The sequence below is a fragment of the Rhizobium chutanense genome, assembly GCF_002531935.1.
Lineage (GTDB): Bacteria > Pseudomonadota > Alphaproteobacteria > Rhizobiales > Rhizobiaceae > Rhizobium > Rhizobium chutanense.
In genome coordinates this window covers 52235-67379 of sequence record NZ_NWSV01000010.1, presented here as the reverse complement: position 1 = coordinate 67379, position 15145 = coordinate 52235, and the positions used below count along the sequence as shown (strand labels likewise).

The window sequence follows — 15145 nt, the reverse complement described above, 5'->3', positions numbered from 1 at the left end:
GCGGAGGCGGCCCCCTCATCCGCCTGCCGGCACCTTCTCCCCGAGGGGAGAAGAAACTTGCGGCAACGTTGCAGCTCTTTCAAAGCCGTCGCTGCGAACTCCCCCTCTCCCCTCGGGGAGAGGGTAGGGGGAGGGGGCGCCTCGATCTCAATGCGCCAGCGATTTGATCGCCGGGTAAAGCGCGCGGTAACGCTTGTAGGCATCCTCGTAAGTGCCGCTCAGCGCCGATACCGGCTCGATCGTACCTGATGTCACCGGCGGCGTGCAGACGGCGATCGGATCCGCACCCGTTGCCGCGATCAGGCCGAGACGGGCCGCACCGAAGGCCGCGCCGAAATCGCCGTCGGCCGGCAGATCGACGGGAACGCCGAGCGCGGTGGCGATCGACGCCAGCCAGTAATGCGAGCGAGAACCGCCGCCGATCGCCGTGACGCGGGAGATGCCAGTGCCGGCAGAACGTAGCGCTTCGAGATTGTCGCGAATGGCGAAGGCGACACCTTCGAGCACCGCCTGGGTGAGCACGGCACGGCTGCTTTCATGTTCGAGGCCGATGAAGGCGCCGCGGATGGCCGCATCATTGTGTGGCGTGCGCTCACCGGAGAGATAGGGCAGGAAGGTGACGCCGGTCGGCGCCTTCAGCGCCTCGCCGAGTTCGCCGGTGAGATCGGCGGCCGATTTGCCGGTCACACCGGAATGCCAGTTGAGCGCATCGGTGGCCGACAGGATGACGCCCATCTGGTGCCAAGTGTTCGGCAATGCGTGGCAGAAGGCGTGCACGGCGCTTTCCGGCTTCGGCAGATAGGAGCCGTTGGCGGCAAAGAGAACGCCCGAAGTGCCGAGCGAGACGAAGGCGGCGCCGTCGCTGACCGTGCCCATGCCGCAGGCGGACGCCGCATTGTCGCCGGCGCCGCCGGCAACGACGACATCGCCGGATATGCCCCATTGCGCCGCGAGTTCAGACCGCAGCTTGCCGGCCTGTTCGGTGCCCTCGACGAGCGCCGGCATCTGCTCCTCGGAAAGATTGGTGGCGGCCAGCAGCTCGGACGACCAGGCGCGCTTGCCGGTGTCGAGCCAGGAGGTGCCGGCCGAATCCGACATTTCGGAGATATATTCCCCGGTCAGCCAGAGACGCAGATAGTCCTTCGGCAACAACACCTTGGCGATCTTGGCGAAAACATCGGGCTCATGCTTGGCGACCCAGGCGAGCTTCGGCGCCGTGAAGCCGGGGAAGACGATGTTGCCGGTCAGCGCGCGGAAGCGCGGATCGGCATCGAGGGCGGCCGCCTCGACATGGCTGCGCGTGTCGTTCCAGAGGATGCACGGGCGCAGGACCTTGTCGCTGGCATCGATGAGCGTCGCGCCGTGCATCTGGCCGGAAAGGCCGATACCCCTGACCGCGGCCAGTTCTTTCGGATGTTTTGCCTTGAGGCCGGCAACAGCCTCCTCAGTAGCGCGCACCCAGTGAGACGGCTCCTGCTCCGACCAGCCGGAATGCGGACGCGAAACGTCGAGCGAACCGTTGGCCGAGCCGACGATCGTCTGATCGCCGTCGATCAGCATTGCCTTGACGCCGGAGGTTCCGAGATCGAGACCGAGATACATGGGTATGCTCCTTTGCCGTTACGGCAGATTGTCTTTCAGGAATATGTCGAGGCGGATGCGCTCCTGCGCTTCGATGACAGCAAGCCCGTCCGCCTTGGCTTTCAATACGCGGATGGCGCTGCGCACCTCATGGCCGGCGTCCTGGTTGAGGATCGCATCGATGGTGTTGTCGAGGAGTGCCGCGCGGGTGTGGGCGGTCAGCTCGTGGGCGATCACGGTTAGCGTCCGGTCGACGGCTTTTGCCTTCAGCGCCCGGATCAGGCCGCGATTGCCGGCGCCCAGGCTGTAGACGCCGACGATGCCGGCATTGCGGGAAAGCGCATCGGTTACGAGCCTATGGGCGACCTCCGGGTCGTCGCGACCTTCGAGAACCGGCAGGATCGCCAGATCAGGAAATTCCTCGGCGAGAACCGCGGTGAAACCCTCCAGCCGCTCGCGATGGTCGCGCACCAGCATGGAGCCGGCGAGAACGGCGATCTCGCCTTTTCGCGGCCCGAGAAATCGCCCGAGCAGCCGGGCGGCCGTGCGGCCGGCTGCGATATTGTCGACACCGGCATAGTGGTGGCGCAGCGACCCGGTGAGATCGGAAACCAGGGTGACGATGGGAAAGCGCTCGCGCACCAGCCTGTCGACGGCGGCGCGCACGTCAGGCGCATCGGTCGCCACCATCGCGATACCGCATGGCCTTTCCCGGGAAAGCCCCTCCAGCACGGAGACAAGCGCCGACGGATCGAAGGCCGGCACCTCGATGGTGCGGATATCGGTGCGCTCGACCGGCGAGCGGAGGATCGCCTGCCGGATCTCGGCATTGAGCCCGTGCATGAAGGAATTGTCGCTGGCCGGAAGGATGAAGACCAGGGGATAGGTGCGTCCCTTGGCGAGATTGGCTGCGGCGACATCTCTGATATAACCGAGTTGGCGGATCGCGTTCTCGACCTTCTCCCGCGTGATATGACGCACACCGGGGCGCTGGTTGAGAACCCGGTCGACAGTCGCGAGACTGACACCGGCGGCAGCAGCGATATCGTGAACAGTTGGCCTCATCATTCCTCCTGACGAGACCCTTAGCGCCAAATTTGATGTACGTAAATCAAAAAATCGAACAGGCCGGTTTCCTGATCGATTTTCCGGCATTGATCGCCCGATTCGGGCTGACCGGCCGGCAATCATCCGCCTGATGGCACGGAAGCTGGAAAACCGCAACAAAAAGGCCCTCCGAAGAGGGCCTTTCAAGGGGCGGCAGGCCGGAGGTCAGTGGCCGCCACCGCCTCCCCCGCCTTGCGGCGCGGGTTTCTTGATCATGGCGACACCGAAGATCATCGCGACGAAAAGCGCAGTCAGGATCAGGAAGATATCGCTGAAGGAGAGGATGACCGCCTGCTTGGTGGCAAGGCCGACCATCTGCTTGATCGCGACCGAGCTGCCGTCCATGCCATAGGTGCTGAAATTGGCGGCCATGTTGTTCATCTGGTCGACCGCTGCCGGATTGCCCCAGTCCATATTCTCCCGTAGCCGCTCGTAATGCACGTCCTGCCGGTTGGTGAGCACGGTGTTGATGACGGCAAGGCCGACGGCGCCGCCGAGGTTTCTGGTCAGATTGAACAGGCCGGACGCACCGCGAATGCGCGAGGGCGGCATCGTGCCGAGCGCGATGTTGTTGATCGGCACCATGCACATCATCAGCCCGAAGCCGCGCAGGATCTGCGGGATGAAGAGCTCGTAGAAATCCCAATCCGCCGTCAGGTGGATCATGATGTAGGTGCCGGCGGCGAAGCTGGTGAAGCCGATCACCATCATCAGCCGCAGGTCCATCTTGGTCGACAGCCGGCCGGCGATCGGCGCGGTGAAGAACATGGCAAGCCCGGAGACGAACATCGTCTGGCCGATCATCAGCGAATCATAACCGCGGATGCGGCCGAGATAGACCGGATAGATATAGGTGAGGCCATAGAGGCCAATACCCATGACGAAGGAGAAGATCGAGCCGAAGGAGAAATTCCGGTTCGCGAAGGCCTTGAGGTCGACGACGGGAAAATCCACCGTGAAGGCGCGGTAGAAGAACACGATGGCGGCAGCGCCGGAAGCGACGGCGGCAATCGCGATGGACTGGTCGTTGAACCAGTCGTTCGAATTGCCCTCTTCGAGCACATATTCCATCGCGCCGAGGAAGATGCCCATCGAGAACAGCCCCCACCAGTCGAACTTCTTGAAGAGCGACAGTTCCGGCTTGTCGAAATCGATAAAGTTCCAGGTGACGATCGTCACGATGATGCCGGGGACGATATTGACGAGGAACAGCCAGTGCCACGAAAAGGCGTGGCTGAGATAGCCGCCGACGGTCGGGCCGATGGTCGGCGCCAGCGTCGCGATCAGGCCGATGATCGGCGAGACGATGCTGCGTTTCGACGGCGGAAAAATGGTGAAGGCGGCGGCGAACACCGACGGGATCATGCCGCCACCGATGAAGCCCTGGATGGCGCGGTAGACGATCATCTGGTCGATGTTCGTCGCCGTCGCGGCCAGCGCGCTGGCCATGGTGAAACCGGCCGCCGAGATCGCAAAGAGATAACGCGTCGAGATAATGCGCGCCAGCGTGCCCGACAGCGGGATCATGATCACTTCGGCGATCAGATAGGCCGTCTGCACCCAGCCGACCTCGTCGCTGCCGGCTGAAAGGCCGGCCTGAATTTCGGCAAGCGAAGCCGAGACGATCTGAATGTCGAGGATCGACATGAACATGCCGAGCACCATCGCGAAGAAGGCGATGAGCTTCCTCGGATCCATGCGATCCTCGGCATGAGCAGGCGCTGCCGGCATCGTTCCCGCTGTTGCTGTCGCGCTCCCGGCCATCGGACCACCTCCGCCTTTTCGAAAGGCTTACTGGCCCGGCGCCGTGCGGGTATCGACGTCGACGACGACGCTGAGGCCCGCGCGCAGGCGTCCGCTGTCGAGCGCATCCTGCGGCAGGGCGATGCGCACCGGCACACGCTGGATCACCTTGGTGAAATTACCCGTCGCATTTTCCGGCGGCAGCAGCGAGAAGACCGAGCCGGAAGCCGGCGAAATCGATTCGACGGTGCCGACGACGGGATGGTCGCTATAGGCGTCGACATGGACGTTGACCTTCGAGCCGGGAACGAGATGCTGGATCTGCGTTTCCTTGAAGTTGGCGTCGATATAGAGCTGCCGCACCGGAACCAGCGCCATCAGGCGCTGGCCGGGCGAAACGAGGTCGCCTTCCTGGACCGAGCGGTTGCCGACGATACCGTCATAGGGCGCCTTGAGCACGGTGAAAGAGAGGTCGCGTGCGGCCTTGTCGCGCTGGATTTCCAGCGTGCGGACGGAACCTTCAGCTTCCTTGCGCTGGGCTTCGAGAATGGCAATATTGGCCTGCGCAGTCACGATATTGGCATCGCCGCCGGCAAGATTGGCCCTGGCCTGATCGAGGGCCGTATTGGCATCATCGAGATCCGCGGTGGTGCCGACCGACTTTGCCTGCAGGTCGCTTTGGCGCTTCTGCTTGATTTCCGCGCCGCGAACCGTGGCTTCGAGGGCAGTCTTCTGCGCCTGGGCCTGCACGAGGCTCGCCTTGGCGCCTTCGATCTGCGCATCGATACGGCTCAGCGAAAGCTGCTCGGTCACGATCTGGGCATTCGCCTGATCGAGGGCGTTCTGGTAGTCGCCGTTATCAAGGGTCGCGAGAACGTCTCCTGCCTTGACTTCCTGGTTGGCAACAACATTCACCTTCGCGACATAGCCGGTAACCTTCGGCGAGATGGTCGCGATATCACCTTCGATATAGGCGTCGTCGGTCGACACCATGAACCGGCCGTTCGTCCACCATTCGTATCCATACCAGCCGCCGCCCGCGAGCAGGGCGAGCACCACGATCGGCAATACCGGGCTGCGCCGCTTCTTCGCGGCGGCAGGAGGAGCAACAGGAGCCTGGGCCGGCGCCGACTGCCCGGGAGCAGGCGGCGCTTCGCGGGCTTCCGCCGTCGGAGCCTCAGCAACGGTCACGACCTTTGCCTCTTCGGCTTCGGCGTTTTCGCTGACGATCCGCGCGACGTTGCTTTTCTGGTTGCTCGACATGGCCACTTTACCGATCTGGAGTAAATAATCGAACTGAACGGTTCGGTTCAGTTGACTTAAACCTGTTTAACCGTCATATCAAGATGTATAGAACCAATCGGTTCGATTTCTTTAACGAAAATGCGAAATCGTGAACACGGTTAAGGAGACATGACGCTGAAACCCGACCATGCCGCCGTCTTCAGTCCCCCGGTCGGCGGAGGCCGATTTGCCGCGGGCGAAGATCCGGCCAAGCGCCAGCAGATTCTTGCCGGCGCCAAGCGCGTCTTCATGAAGATGGGCTTCGACGCCGCCAGCATGAACGACGTGACGCGCGAGGCCGGCGTCTCCAAGGGAACGCTTTACGTCTATTTCACCAACAAGGAAGAACTGTTTTCGGCGATGATCGAGGCCGAGCGCGCCGCCTTCCTGGCGGCCGTTCGCACCGCGCTTGCCGAACACGACGATCCCGAAGTCGGCCTGTACGAATTCGGGATGGGTTTCGTCACGCATATGACCGATGAAAAGGTCATCAAAGCCATGCGCATCGTTCTCGGCGTTCGTGACCGCATGCCGGTGCTCTGTCAGCGCTTCTTCAAGGGACCGGAAAACCTGCGCACCATCATGCGCGACTTTCTGGAGCGGCGCGTCGCCGAAGGCACGCTCGAGATCGACGACATCGATCTGGCCGCCGGCCAGTTCCTCGATCTCGCCAGTGGCAGCTTCTTCAAGCTGCGCCTGTTCGGAACCATGGAAGAGCCGCCCACTCGCGACGAAATCGAGCGCGTCATCCGCGGCGCGATCCGGGTTTTCATGGCTGCCTACGGCGCGCGCCGGCACGAGACCGCTTGACCGCATCCTTGACTGCCGCCCTCCATCGGCCAAAACTCCGCAACAACGATCAAACCCGGCTGGCGGCTTTTCTCTAAGAAAGAGGCGGCAACCCCTGCATAATTCCTTAAATCGGAAATCGATTTAAGGATAAAATTATGCAGCATTCAAAGTGCTACAGCGTCCTTTGCGCGTCTTGAAGGACGCGCGGCGCTGTAGGGAGTGAGAATGAGCGCCGTCGCACGGGCGATCTGGTTCATAGAGAGCCATTTCGAAAACGATCTATCGCTGGAAGAGATATCGGAAGCAGCCGGATTGTCGCGCTACCATCTGTCGCGCGTCTTCGGGCTCGTCACCGGCCACTCGATCAGCGGCTATATCAGGGGACGGCGCCTCAGCCGCGCCGTTCCCGCGTTGGCCAGCGGCTCATCCACCATTCTCGAGGTTGCGCTTTGCGCGGGCTACGGCTCGCACGAGGCTTTCACCCGTGCCTTCCGCGACCAGTTCGGCATGACGCCGGACGCGGTGCGCAGACAGGGGCACGCCCGCAATCTTGTCTTGCTGGAGCCGATCAGAATGGACCCCGCCCACCTCAACGACCTCGAACCACCCCGCTTCGAAACCCTGCAGCCGATGCTCCTTGCCGGCCTGCAGGAGATCTATGCCTATGGCGGCAACGCCGCCATCCCCTCCCTCTGGCAGAGGTTCAACGCCCATTTCGGCCACATCCCCGGCCAGAAGGGCAACGTCGCCTACGGCGTCTGCACCCATATCGACGGCGAAGCGGAGAAATTCCGCTATATGGCCGCAGTCGAAATCGCCGATGCCGACGATCTGCCGGCAGATTTCGCCACGCTCAAGCTTCCGGGCCAGCGCTATGTCGTCTTCACCCATCGCGGCCATGTCTCCGGCATCTCAGCGACGATGAACCGGATTTTCGGCACATGGTGGCCGACGTCAGGCCTGGGGCACGGCGAGACGCCCGACATGTTCGAACGTTACGACGAGCGCTTCGACCCCCATACCGGCATGGGCGTCACCGAAATCTGGCTACCTATTAGGGAATAAAAGTCACACCGATTGCGTATACCCCCTTGCGGCGCTTGCGTGGCGGGCCGCCGACACTACATTGCGCGCGTCATCCAATCATGTGACGCAAGAGGGATATAAGCTGATGCAGGAAATCATGACGCTCATTCAGGATCCGGCTGCCTGGGTGGCGCTCATCACGTTGGTGGTGATGGAAGTCGTTCTCGGGATCGACAACCTGATCTTCATTTCCATTCTCACCAACAAACTGCCGCCTGAGCACCGGGAGAGAGCCCGCAAGATCGGCATCGGCCTTGCCCTCGTCATGCGCTTGGCGCTGCTCGGCACCGTCGCCTGGATCGTGCAGCTGACCGAACCGCTGTTTACGGCCTTCGGCCACGGCTTCTCCTGGAAGGATCTGATCCTGATTGCCGGCGGCTTGTTCCTCGTCTGGAAGGCCACCAAGGAAATTCACCACACCGTCGACCCCGTGGACCACCAGGAAGATTTCATCGCAACGTCGGCAACGACGGGCTTTGCATCGGCAATCGGCCAGATCCTGCTGCTCGACCTCGTCTTCTCGGTCGACAGCATCATCACCGCCGTCGGCATGACGCCGCATCTGCCGATCATGGTGATTGCCGTCATCGCCGCCGTCACCGTCATGCTGGTCGCCGCAAACCCGCTTGCCAACTTCATCGAGAGGAACCCGACGATCGTCATGCTGGCGCTGGCCTTCCTGCTGATGATCGGTACGACACTGATCGCCGAAGGCATGGGCTTCCACGTGCCGAAGGGTTACGTCTACGCCGCCATGGCCTTCTCGGCGCTGGTCGAGGTGCTGAACATGTTCGCGCGCAATGCCCGCAAGCGGAAGCGGGAAGGCGCGCATTGAGGCTGAAGCGGGAGGCGCGGCGAGACCGGCGCGCCTTCCCTCACCGCCATCGGGCCTTTGCAAGCGCGGTTTTTCTTGACGCGCCCGGTTGAATATGGCCTAAGGCCAGCCGAACGGACGATCGGCGAATGGTGCGGGCGAATGCCCTTTTTCGGCCGGTTTGCCGATGAAGATATCTGCATCCTTCCGGCCGAACGTCGCTTTCCCGCGAATACCGTCCGGCATTCATTGACGGGCACATACAATGACAGTTTCCGGGACAGCTACCGGCGTCCGCGTCCGCATCGCTCCCTCGCCGACCGGCGAGCCGCATGTCGGCACCGCTTACATCGCTCTTTTCAACTATCTCTTTGCCAAGAAGCACGGCGGCGAGTTCATCCTGCGCATCGAGGATACCGATGCGACACGCTCGACCCCGGAATTCGAGACCAAGGTGCTGGACGCGCTGAAATGGTGCGGGCTGGAATGGAAGGAAGGCCCCGATATCGGCGGCCCCTACGGCCCTTATCGCCAGTCCGACCGCAAACCGATGTACCAGCCCTACGCTGAGGAATTGTTGGACAAGGGCCATGCCTTCCGCTGTTTCTGCACGCCTGCCCGCCTGGAGCAGATGCGCGAGACGCAGCGCGCCGCCGGCAAGCCGCCGAAATATGACGGCCTCTGCCTGAGCCTTAGCGCCGAGGAAGTCACCTCGCGCATGGCCGCCGGCGAGACCACAGTCATCCGCATGAAGATCCCGGCCGAAGGCTCGTGCGATTTCACCGACGGCGTCTATGGCGATGTATCCATCCCGTGGGATTCCGTCGACATGCAGGTCCTCATCAAGGCCGACGGCATGCCGACCTATCATATGGCGAACGTCATCGACGACCATCTGATGAAGATCACCCATGTGGCGCGCGGCGAGGAATGGCTCGCTTCGGTGCCCAAGCACATCCTGCTCTATCGCTATTTCGGTTGGGACCAGCCGGTCTTCATGCATCTGTCTCTGATGCGCAATGCCGACAAGTCGAAGTTGTCGAAGCGCAAGAACCCGACCTCGATCTCCTATTATTCCGCGCTCGGCTACATCCCCGAAGCGCTGATGAACTTCCTCGGCCTGTTCTTCATGCAGATCGCCGAAGGCGAAGAACTGTTGACGATGGAAGAACTGTCCGAAAAGTTCGATCCGGACAATCTCTCCAAGGCCGGCGCTATCTTCGACATCCAGAAGCTCGACTGGCTGAACGGTCGCTGGATCCGCGAGAAGCTGTCGGAGGAGGAGTTCCGCAGCCGCGTGCTGACCTGGGCAATGGAAAACGACCGTCTGAGGGAAGGCCTACGGCTGTCGCAGACCCGCATTTCCAAGCTCGGCGAGCTGCCCGATCTTGCCGGCTTCCTGCTGAAATCCGATCTCGGCCTGCAGCCGTCCGACTTTGCCAAGATCAAGTCGCCGCCGGAAGAAATCCTGGAGATCCTCAACACCGTCCAGCCGGATCTCGAAAAGATCCTGGAATGGAACGTCGAGACCATCGAAGCGGAACTGCGCGCGATCTCCGACCGCATGGGCAAGAAGCTGAAGGTCGTGGTCTCGCCGCTCTTCGTTGCCGTCTCCGGCTCGTCGCGTTCCCTGCCGCTCTTCGATTCCATGGCGATCCTCGGCCGCTCGGTCGTGCGCCAGCGCCTGAAACTCGCCGCCCAGGCGGTCGCCGCTCTCGTCGGCTCGAAATGAAGGTGGAAGCCCCTCCCCCTTGTGGGGAGGGGTTGGGGAGGGGCCTTTCCTAGAAAACCCCTCCCCTCCGCTTCGCTCCGACCCTCCCCACAAGGGGGAGGGTTAGCGCCGAGCCAGCCGCAACGCTTCGAGCCAGCAAACATTGATTTAGAATTCATGCCGCATCGATGAGGCAAAAGACATGAACGACAAGACCGAAAACACCCTCTCCTCCGACGCGACTGAAGTGCGCGCCCAGAAGCTGAAGCTGTTGCGCGAGCAGATCGGCGATGTCTATCCGGCGCATTTCCACCGGACGCTGACCAATGCCGAACTCGGCGCCAAGTATGAATCTCTGGAACCCGACGTCGAGACGCAGGATGTCGTCACCGTCGCCGGCCGCGTCTATTCCTCGCGCAACTCCGGCATGTTCATGGATATCCGCGACGCTTCCGGCAAGATCCAGATCTTCAGCCACAAGGACACGACGCCGGAAGAGGCCCGCGGCCTGCTGCCGATGATCGATATCGGCGATATCATCGGCGTCACCGGCATCGTGCGCCGCACCAAGCGCGGCGAACTGACGATCAACGCCCAGAAGATCGAAATGCTGACCAAGTCGCTGCTGCCGATGCCCGAGAAGTGGCACGGCCTCTCCGACATCGAGCTGCGTTATCGCAAGCGCCATCTCGACATCATGACCAATGAGGATTCAAAGCTTCGTTTCCAGCAGCGCTCGAAGATCGTCTCCGGCATCCGCCGCTTCATGGAGAACGACGGCTTCATGGAAGTCGAAACGCCGATGCTGCAATCGATCTATGGCGGCGCCACCGCCGAGCCGTTCAAGACGCATCACAACACGCTGAAACTCGACATGTATCTGCGCATCGCGCCGGAACTGTTCCTGAAGCGCACGCTGGTGTCGGGCCTGACCGACAAGGTCTTCGAGATCAACCGGAACTTCCGCAACGAAGGCGTCTCCACCCGGCACAATCCCGAATTCACCATGATGGAATGTTACTGGGCCTATGCCGATTACGAGGACATGATGGACCTCGTCGAGCGGTTGTTCGAGGGTCTGGCGCTTTCCATTCACGGCACGACGGAATTCGACTTCGGCGACAAGCGCTTGTCGTTCAAGGGACCGTTCAAGCGCGTGCCGATGCCCGCCGCCGTCAAGGAAGCGACCGGCATCGATTTCCTTGCGATCAAGACCGACGAGGAAGCGCGCGCCGCCGCCAAGGCTGCCGGCTTTGCGGTCGAGAAGGATTGGACCTGGGGCGAATGCCTCGCCTTCATCTTCGAGGAAAAGGTTGAATCGACGCTGATCCAACCGTCGCACGTCACGCACTTCCCGAAGGACATCTCGCCCTTCGCCAAGGAAGTGCCGGGCGAGCCGCGCCTGGTCGAGCGCTTCGAGACCTATTGCAACGCCTGGGAACTCGGCAACGCCTTCTCCGAACTCAACGATCCGGAAGAGCAGCGCCGCCGCATGGTCGAGCAGCTCGAGCAGGCGCATGCCCGCGGTGAAAAGGAAAAGCAGCTGGACGAGGAATTCCTCGATGCGATCGACCAGGGCATGCCGCCGGCGGGTGGCCTCGGCATCGGCGTCGACCGCCTGATCATGCTTCTGACCAATGCGCCGTCGATCCGCGACGTCATCCTCTTCCCGGCCCGCCGCAACAAGGCCGACTGACGGAAGAAACATAAGAAAAACGAAGCGGAGTGTCGCTGCATAATTCCTTAAATCGGAATCGATTTAAGGATAAAATTATGCAGCCATTCAAAGTGCTAGAGCGTCCTTTGCGCGTCTGAAAGAGGCGCGGCGCTGTAGCCGGCGCTCCGCTTTTTTCATGCCGGTGCTTCAGTGAGTCTTGGCGCCTTCCGCCGGCGCCTCCGCCACCACATCGGCACCCGCGCCGTCTTTGGCTGGCGCAGCTTCCTTCGCTGGCGCGGCTTCGCCTTCGGCCGCCGGCGCTGCGCCATGCGCGCCGCCTGCGGCCTTCGTTTCCTTGCCCTTTTCGCCGTTCTTCGTCGAACCCACAGCGACCGGGTCGACGCAATCCTCAGGATCCTTGAAGGCGTTGCTGATCATCGCGATCTCATCGAGAGGCAACTCTATCCGCTCGCCGAAGAACAGCCCGTTCTCGCTGGCCTTGCCGTCATAATAGCGCGCCGTATAGGTCTTGTCGTCGAGGCCGGGAACGGCCTTGTCGGGATGCGGGATATAGACGACGTCGGCGCCGATGGCCCGGCCGCGGATGTCGGAGCGCAGGGTCGGGCCGTTCTCGTCGAGCACCACCACCTGCACCAGATCCGGCTTCTGCGCGGCATAAACGGCCTGGGCGACACGAAGCGCCGTCTTGACGCGTGTCATTCCGTCGGTCGGTTCGGTTTTAATGTATTTGCGCACCCAGACGTGATCCTGCTTCCGGATCGTCACCAGGTTGACGTCGCTGCATTCGAGCCCGTAGCCGCCACCGGCAGCACTCATCAGTCTGTCCTTGCCGACAAAGACGGCCGCACCGCCGGAAACGCCCGCCAGAAGAGCGACTCCACCGATGATCATTGCCAATTTCCGGGAAGGCCGGAACATGCGCAGTAAGGCCTTCACGCCAACTGCTCCGCCATCTGAAACTCCAACGCAGGACAAGTGCTGAGAACGTTAAGGAAATCACGTTTCCGAATGTTTAAGTGGGCGTGCGAAGCCTGCGCCCTTTTGAGAAAACACCAAAAAAGGTCCGCTTTTTTTCAGCCGCTTGCCAGGGGCTGTTGCGCCATGCTCTAAACGCTGATGGCCTTCACGCTTCGCCAGATCCAGTATTTCGTCGCTGTCGCCGAACAAGGGTCGGTGACGCGCGCCGCACAAAACCTCTCGATCTCGCAATCCTCGGTGACCGAGGCGCTGAAAGAGCTCGAAACCGACCTCGGCGTCGCGCTGTTCGAGCGCCATCCGCGCGGCCTGACGATCACTCACAACGGCCACCAGTTCCTGCGTCACGCCACGAAGATTCTCGCCTCCGTCTCTGACGCGCGTACCAGCTTCTCCGGCCAGCAGAGCGCCCTCTCAGGCACATTGAACATCGGCGTCACCTCTCTCGTCGCCGGCTACGTGCTCTCCGATCTCCTGGCGCGATATCGCCGCGCCTGTCCGGGCATCGAAGTCAGCGCCATCGAGGATAATGGCGGTTATCTCGAACATCTCCTGGTCGGCGGCGAACTCGATGTCGCCGTCATGGTGATATCGAACCTGCGCGACCGCATGGCGCTGCAGGCCGAGATCCTCGAAACCTCGCCCTACCGTCTATGGCTGCCGATGGGCCATCCGCTGGTATCGGCCGACATCATCTCGGTCGCCGATATCGCCCGTGAACCGCTGATCATGCTGACCGTCGACGAAATCGAGGAGAATACCGGCAAGCTGCTCTCCGCACTCGGCGCCCGCCCGCATGTCGCCTTCCGCACCCGCTCGGTCGAAGCGGTGCGCAGCCTGGTGGCAACCGGCGCCGGCGTGGCGCTGCTTCCCGATCTCGTCTATCGCCCCTGGTCGCTCGAAGGCGACCGTATCGAAAGCCGCGACGTCTCCGGCTCGCTGCCGGTCGTCCAGGTCGGCATGGTCTGGCGCAAGGGCTCCAGCCTGCCGCAGGCGGCGCGCGATTTCGTCGGCATCGCCGAAAGTCTGCGCTCCGGCCGCGTCCGCTGATATCGGATTTTCCGATATCGCCTTTCTGATAAATGAATTTGCGAAAGCGGCCTTTTCGCGTCACCTTCTTCACAGGGAACAAACGCCACAAAAGTGGCACCAAAACCGGGAGACGGATGATGACCAATCTCTTGAAATCCTGCACGGCAGCACTCGCCTGCCTGAGCTTCGCGACGCAGGGGATCGCCGCCGAAACGCTGAAGGCGCTCGGCAAAGGCGAAGGCGCGGTCAGCATCGTCGCCTGGGCCGGCTACATCGAACGCGGCGAAACCGACAAGAACTACGATTGGGTCACCGATTTCGAAAAGGAGACCGGCTGCAAGGTTTCCGTCAAAACCGCCGCCACCTCGGATGAAATGGTCTCGCTGATGAACGAGGGCGGCTTCGATCTCGTCACCGCATCGGGCGACGCGTCGCTGCGCCTCATCGCCGGCAAGCGCGTCCAGCCGATCAACACCGACCTGATCCCGAGCTTCAAGACCGTCGACGAGCGCCTGCAGAACGGCCCGTGGTATACAGTCGGCGGCGTGCATTACGGCGTACCCTATCTCTGGGGGCCGAACGTGCTGATGTATAATACCGATGCCTTCAAGGATAAGGCGCCGACCAGCTGGAACGTCGTCTTCGAGGAGGAGACGCTGCCCGACGGCAAGTCGAACAAGGGCCGCGTCCAGGCCTATGACGGCGCGATCTATATTGCCGACGCCGCCATGTATCTGATGGCGCACAAGCCGGATCTCGGCATCAAGGACCCCTACGAACTGACCGAGGACCAGTATAAGGCCGCCCTCGACCTTTTGCGCGGCCAGCGCAAGCTGGTCTCGCGCTACTGGCACGACGCGATGATCCAGATCGACGACTTCAAGAACGAAGGCGTCGTCGCCTCCGGCTCCTGGCCTTTCCAGGTCAACCTGCTGCAGACCGACAAGCAGAAGATCGCCTCCACCTTCCCGGAAGAAGGCGTCACCGGCTGGGCCGACACCACCATGCTGCATGCCGACAGCGAACATCCGAACTGCGCCTATATGTGGATGGAACATTCGCTGAAGGCCAAGGTCCAGGGTGACGCCGCCGCCTGGTTCGGCGCCGTGCCCTCCGTTCCCGCCGCCTGCAAGGGTAACGAACTGATGGGCGACGCCGGCTGCGCCACCAACGGCTTCGATCACTTCGACAAGATCAAGTTTTGGAAGACCCCGGTCGCCAAATGCGCGACGCAAAGCGAATGCGTGCCCTATCATCGCTGGGTGTCGGATTATATCGGCGTGATCGGCGGAAGGTGAGCCGATCCGCTCATATGCGTAAAATCCCCTCCCCAACCCCTCCC

General features: G+C 62.0%; 12 protein-coding genes. 7 read left to right on the top strand and 5 right to left on the bottom strand.

The window, feature by feature from the left end; all coding sequences use genetic code 11:
* Window positions 1-147: 147 nt before the first annotated feature.
* The 4 genes from xylB to CO666_RS17320 form a co-directional block, all read right to left on the bottom strand.
* Window positions 148-1602: a xylulokinase gene (xylB, locus tag CO666_RS17335; protein ID WP_097613334.1), complete on the bottom strand. Its 1455-nt coding sequence runs from the start codon at window positions 1600-1602 to the stop codon at window positions 148-150.
* 18 nt (window positions 1603-1620) lie between these two features.
* Complete coding sequence (locus CO666_RS17330) at window positions 1621-2646, bottom strand: LacI family DNA-binding transcriptional regulator (protein ID WP_097613333.1); 1026 nt, start codon at window positions 2644-2646, stop codon at window positions 1621-1623.
* A gap of 207 nt (window positions 2647-2853) precedes the next feature.
* Window positions 2854-4452, bottom strand: coding sequence for a DHA2 family efflux MFS transporter permease subunit (locus CO666_RS17325; RefSeq protein ID WP_097613332.1), 1599 nt, complete (start codon window positions 4450-4452; stop codon window positions 2854-2856).
* A gap of 27 nt (window positions 4453-4479) precedes the next feature.
* Window positions 4480-5694 (bottom strand): HlyD family secretion protein, encoded by a 1215-nt coding sequence (locus tag CO666_RS17320; protein WP_097613331.1) that lies wholly within the window; start codon window positions 5692-5694, stop codon window positions 4480-4482.
* Window positions 5695-5844: 150 nt separating this feature from the next.
* On the opposite strand from CO666_RS17320, the gene CO666_RS17315 reads away from it, so the two are divergent.
* From CO666_RS17315 to lysS, 5 genes are all read left to right on the top strand, one after another.
* Window positions 5845-6525, top strand: coding sequence for a TetR/AcrR family transcriptional regulator (locus CO666_RS17315; RefSeq protein WP_097613329.1), 681 nt, complete (start codon window positions 5845-5847; stop codon window positions 6523-6525).
* Between the two features lie 207 nt (window positions 6526-6732).
* Window positions 6733-7572: an AraC family transcriptional regulator gene (locus tag CO666_RS17310; RefSeq protein ID WP_097613328.1), complete on the top strand. Its 840-nt coding sequence runs from the start codon at window positions 6733-6735 to the stop codon at window positions 7570-7572.
* A gap of 106 nt (window positions 7573-7678) precedes the next feature.
* Window positions 7679-8428, top strand: a complete 750-nt coding sequence (locus tag CO666_RS17305; RefSeq protein ID WP_097613326.1) for a TerC family protein — start codon at window positions 7679-7681, stop codon at window positions 8426-8428.
* A gap of 244 nt (window positions 8429-8672) precedes the next feature.
* On the top strand, window positions 8673-10139 hold the full coding sequence (gltX, locus tag CO666_RS17300) for a glutamate--tRNA ligase (RefSeq protein ID WP_097613324.1): 1467 nt from the start codon (window positions 8673-8675) through the stop codon (window positions 10137-10139).
* Window positions 10140-10320: 181 nt separating this feature from the next.
* A complete protein-coding gene (gene lysS / locus CO666_RS17295) occupies window positions 10321-11814 on the top strand; it encodes a lysine--tRNA ligase (RefSeq protein WP_097613322.1) in 1494 nt (497 codons plus the stop codon).
* A gap of 168 nt (window positions 11815-11982) precedes the next feature.
* On the opposite strand, the gene CO666_RS17290 is transcribed toward lysS, so the two are convergent.
* The gene (locus CO666_RS17290) at window positions 11983-12732 is read right to left on the bottom strand and encodes a hypothetical protein (protein WP_097613321.1); all 750 of its coding nucleotides are present in this window, start codon (window positions 12730-12732) and stop codon (window positions 11983-11985) included.
* A 180-nt stretch (window positions 12733-12912) separates the two neighbouring features.
* Here CO666_RS17290 and CO666_RS17285 point away from each other — a divergent pair, with 180 nt between their 5' ends.
* Complete coding sequence (locus tag CO666_RS17285) at window positions 12913-13821, top strand: LysR family transcriptional regulator (protein WP_008533397.1); 909 nt, start codon at window positions 12913-12915, stop codon at window positions 13819-13821.
* A gap of 119 nt (window positions 13822-13940) precedes the next feature.
* Window positions 13941-15101: an ABC transporter substrate-binding protein gene (locus CO666_RS17280; RefSeq protein ID WP_097613320.1), complete on the top strand. Its 1161-nt coding sequence runs from the start codon at window positions 13941-13943 to the stop codon at window positions 15099-15101.
* Window positions 15102-15145: the final 44 nt, after the last annotated feature.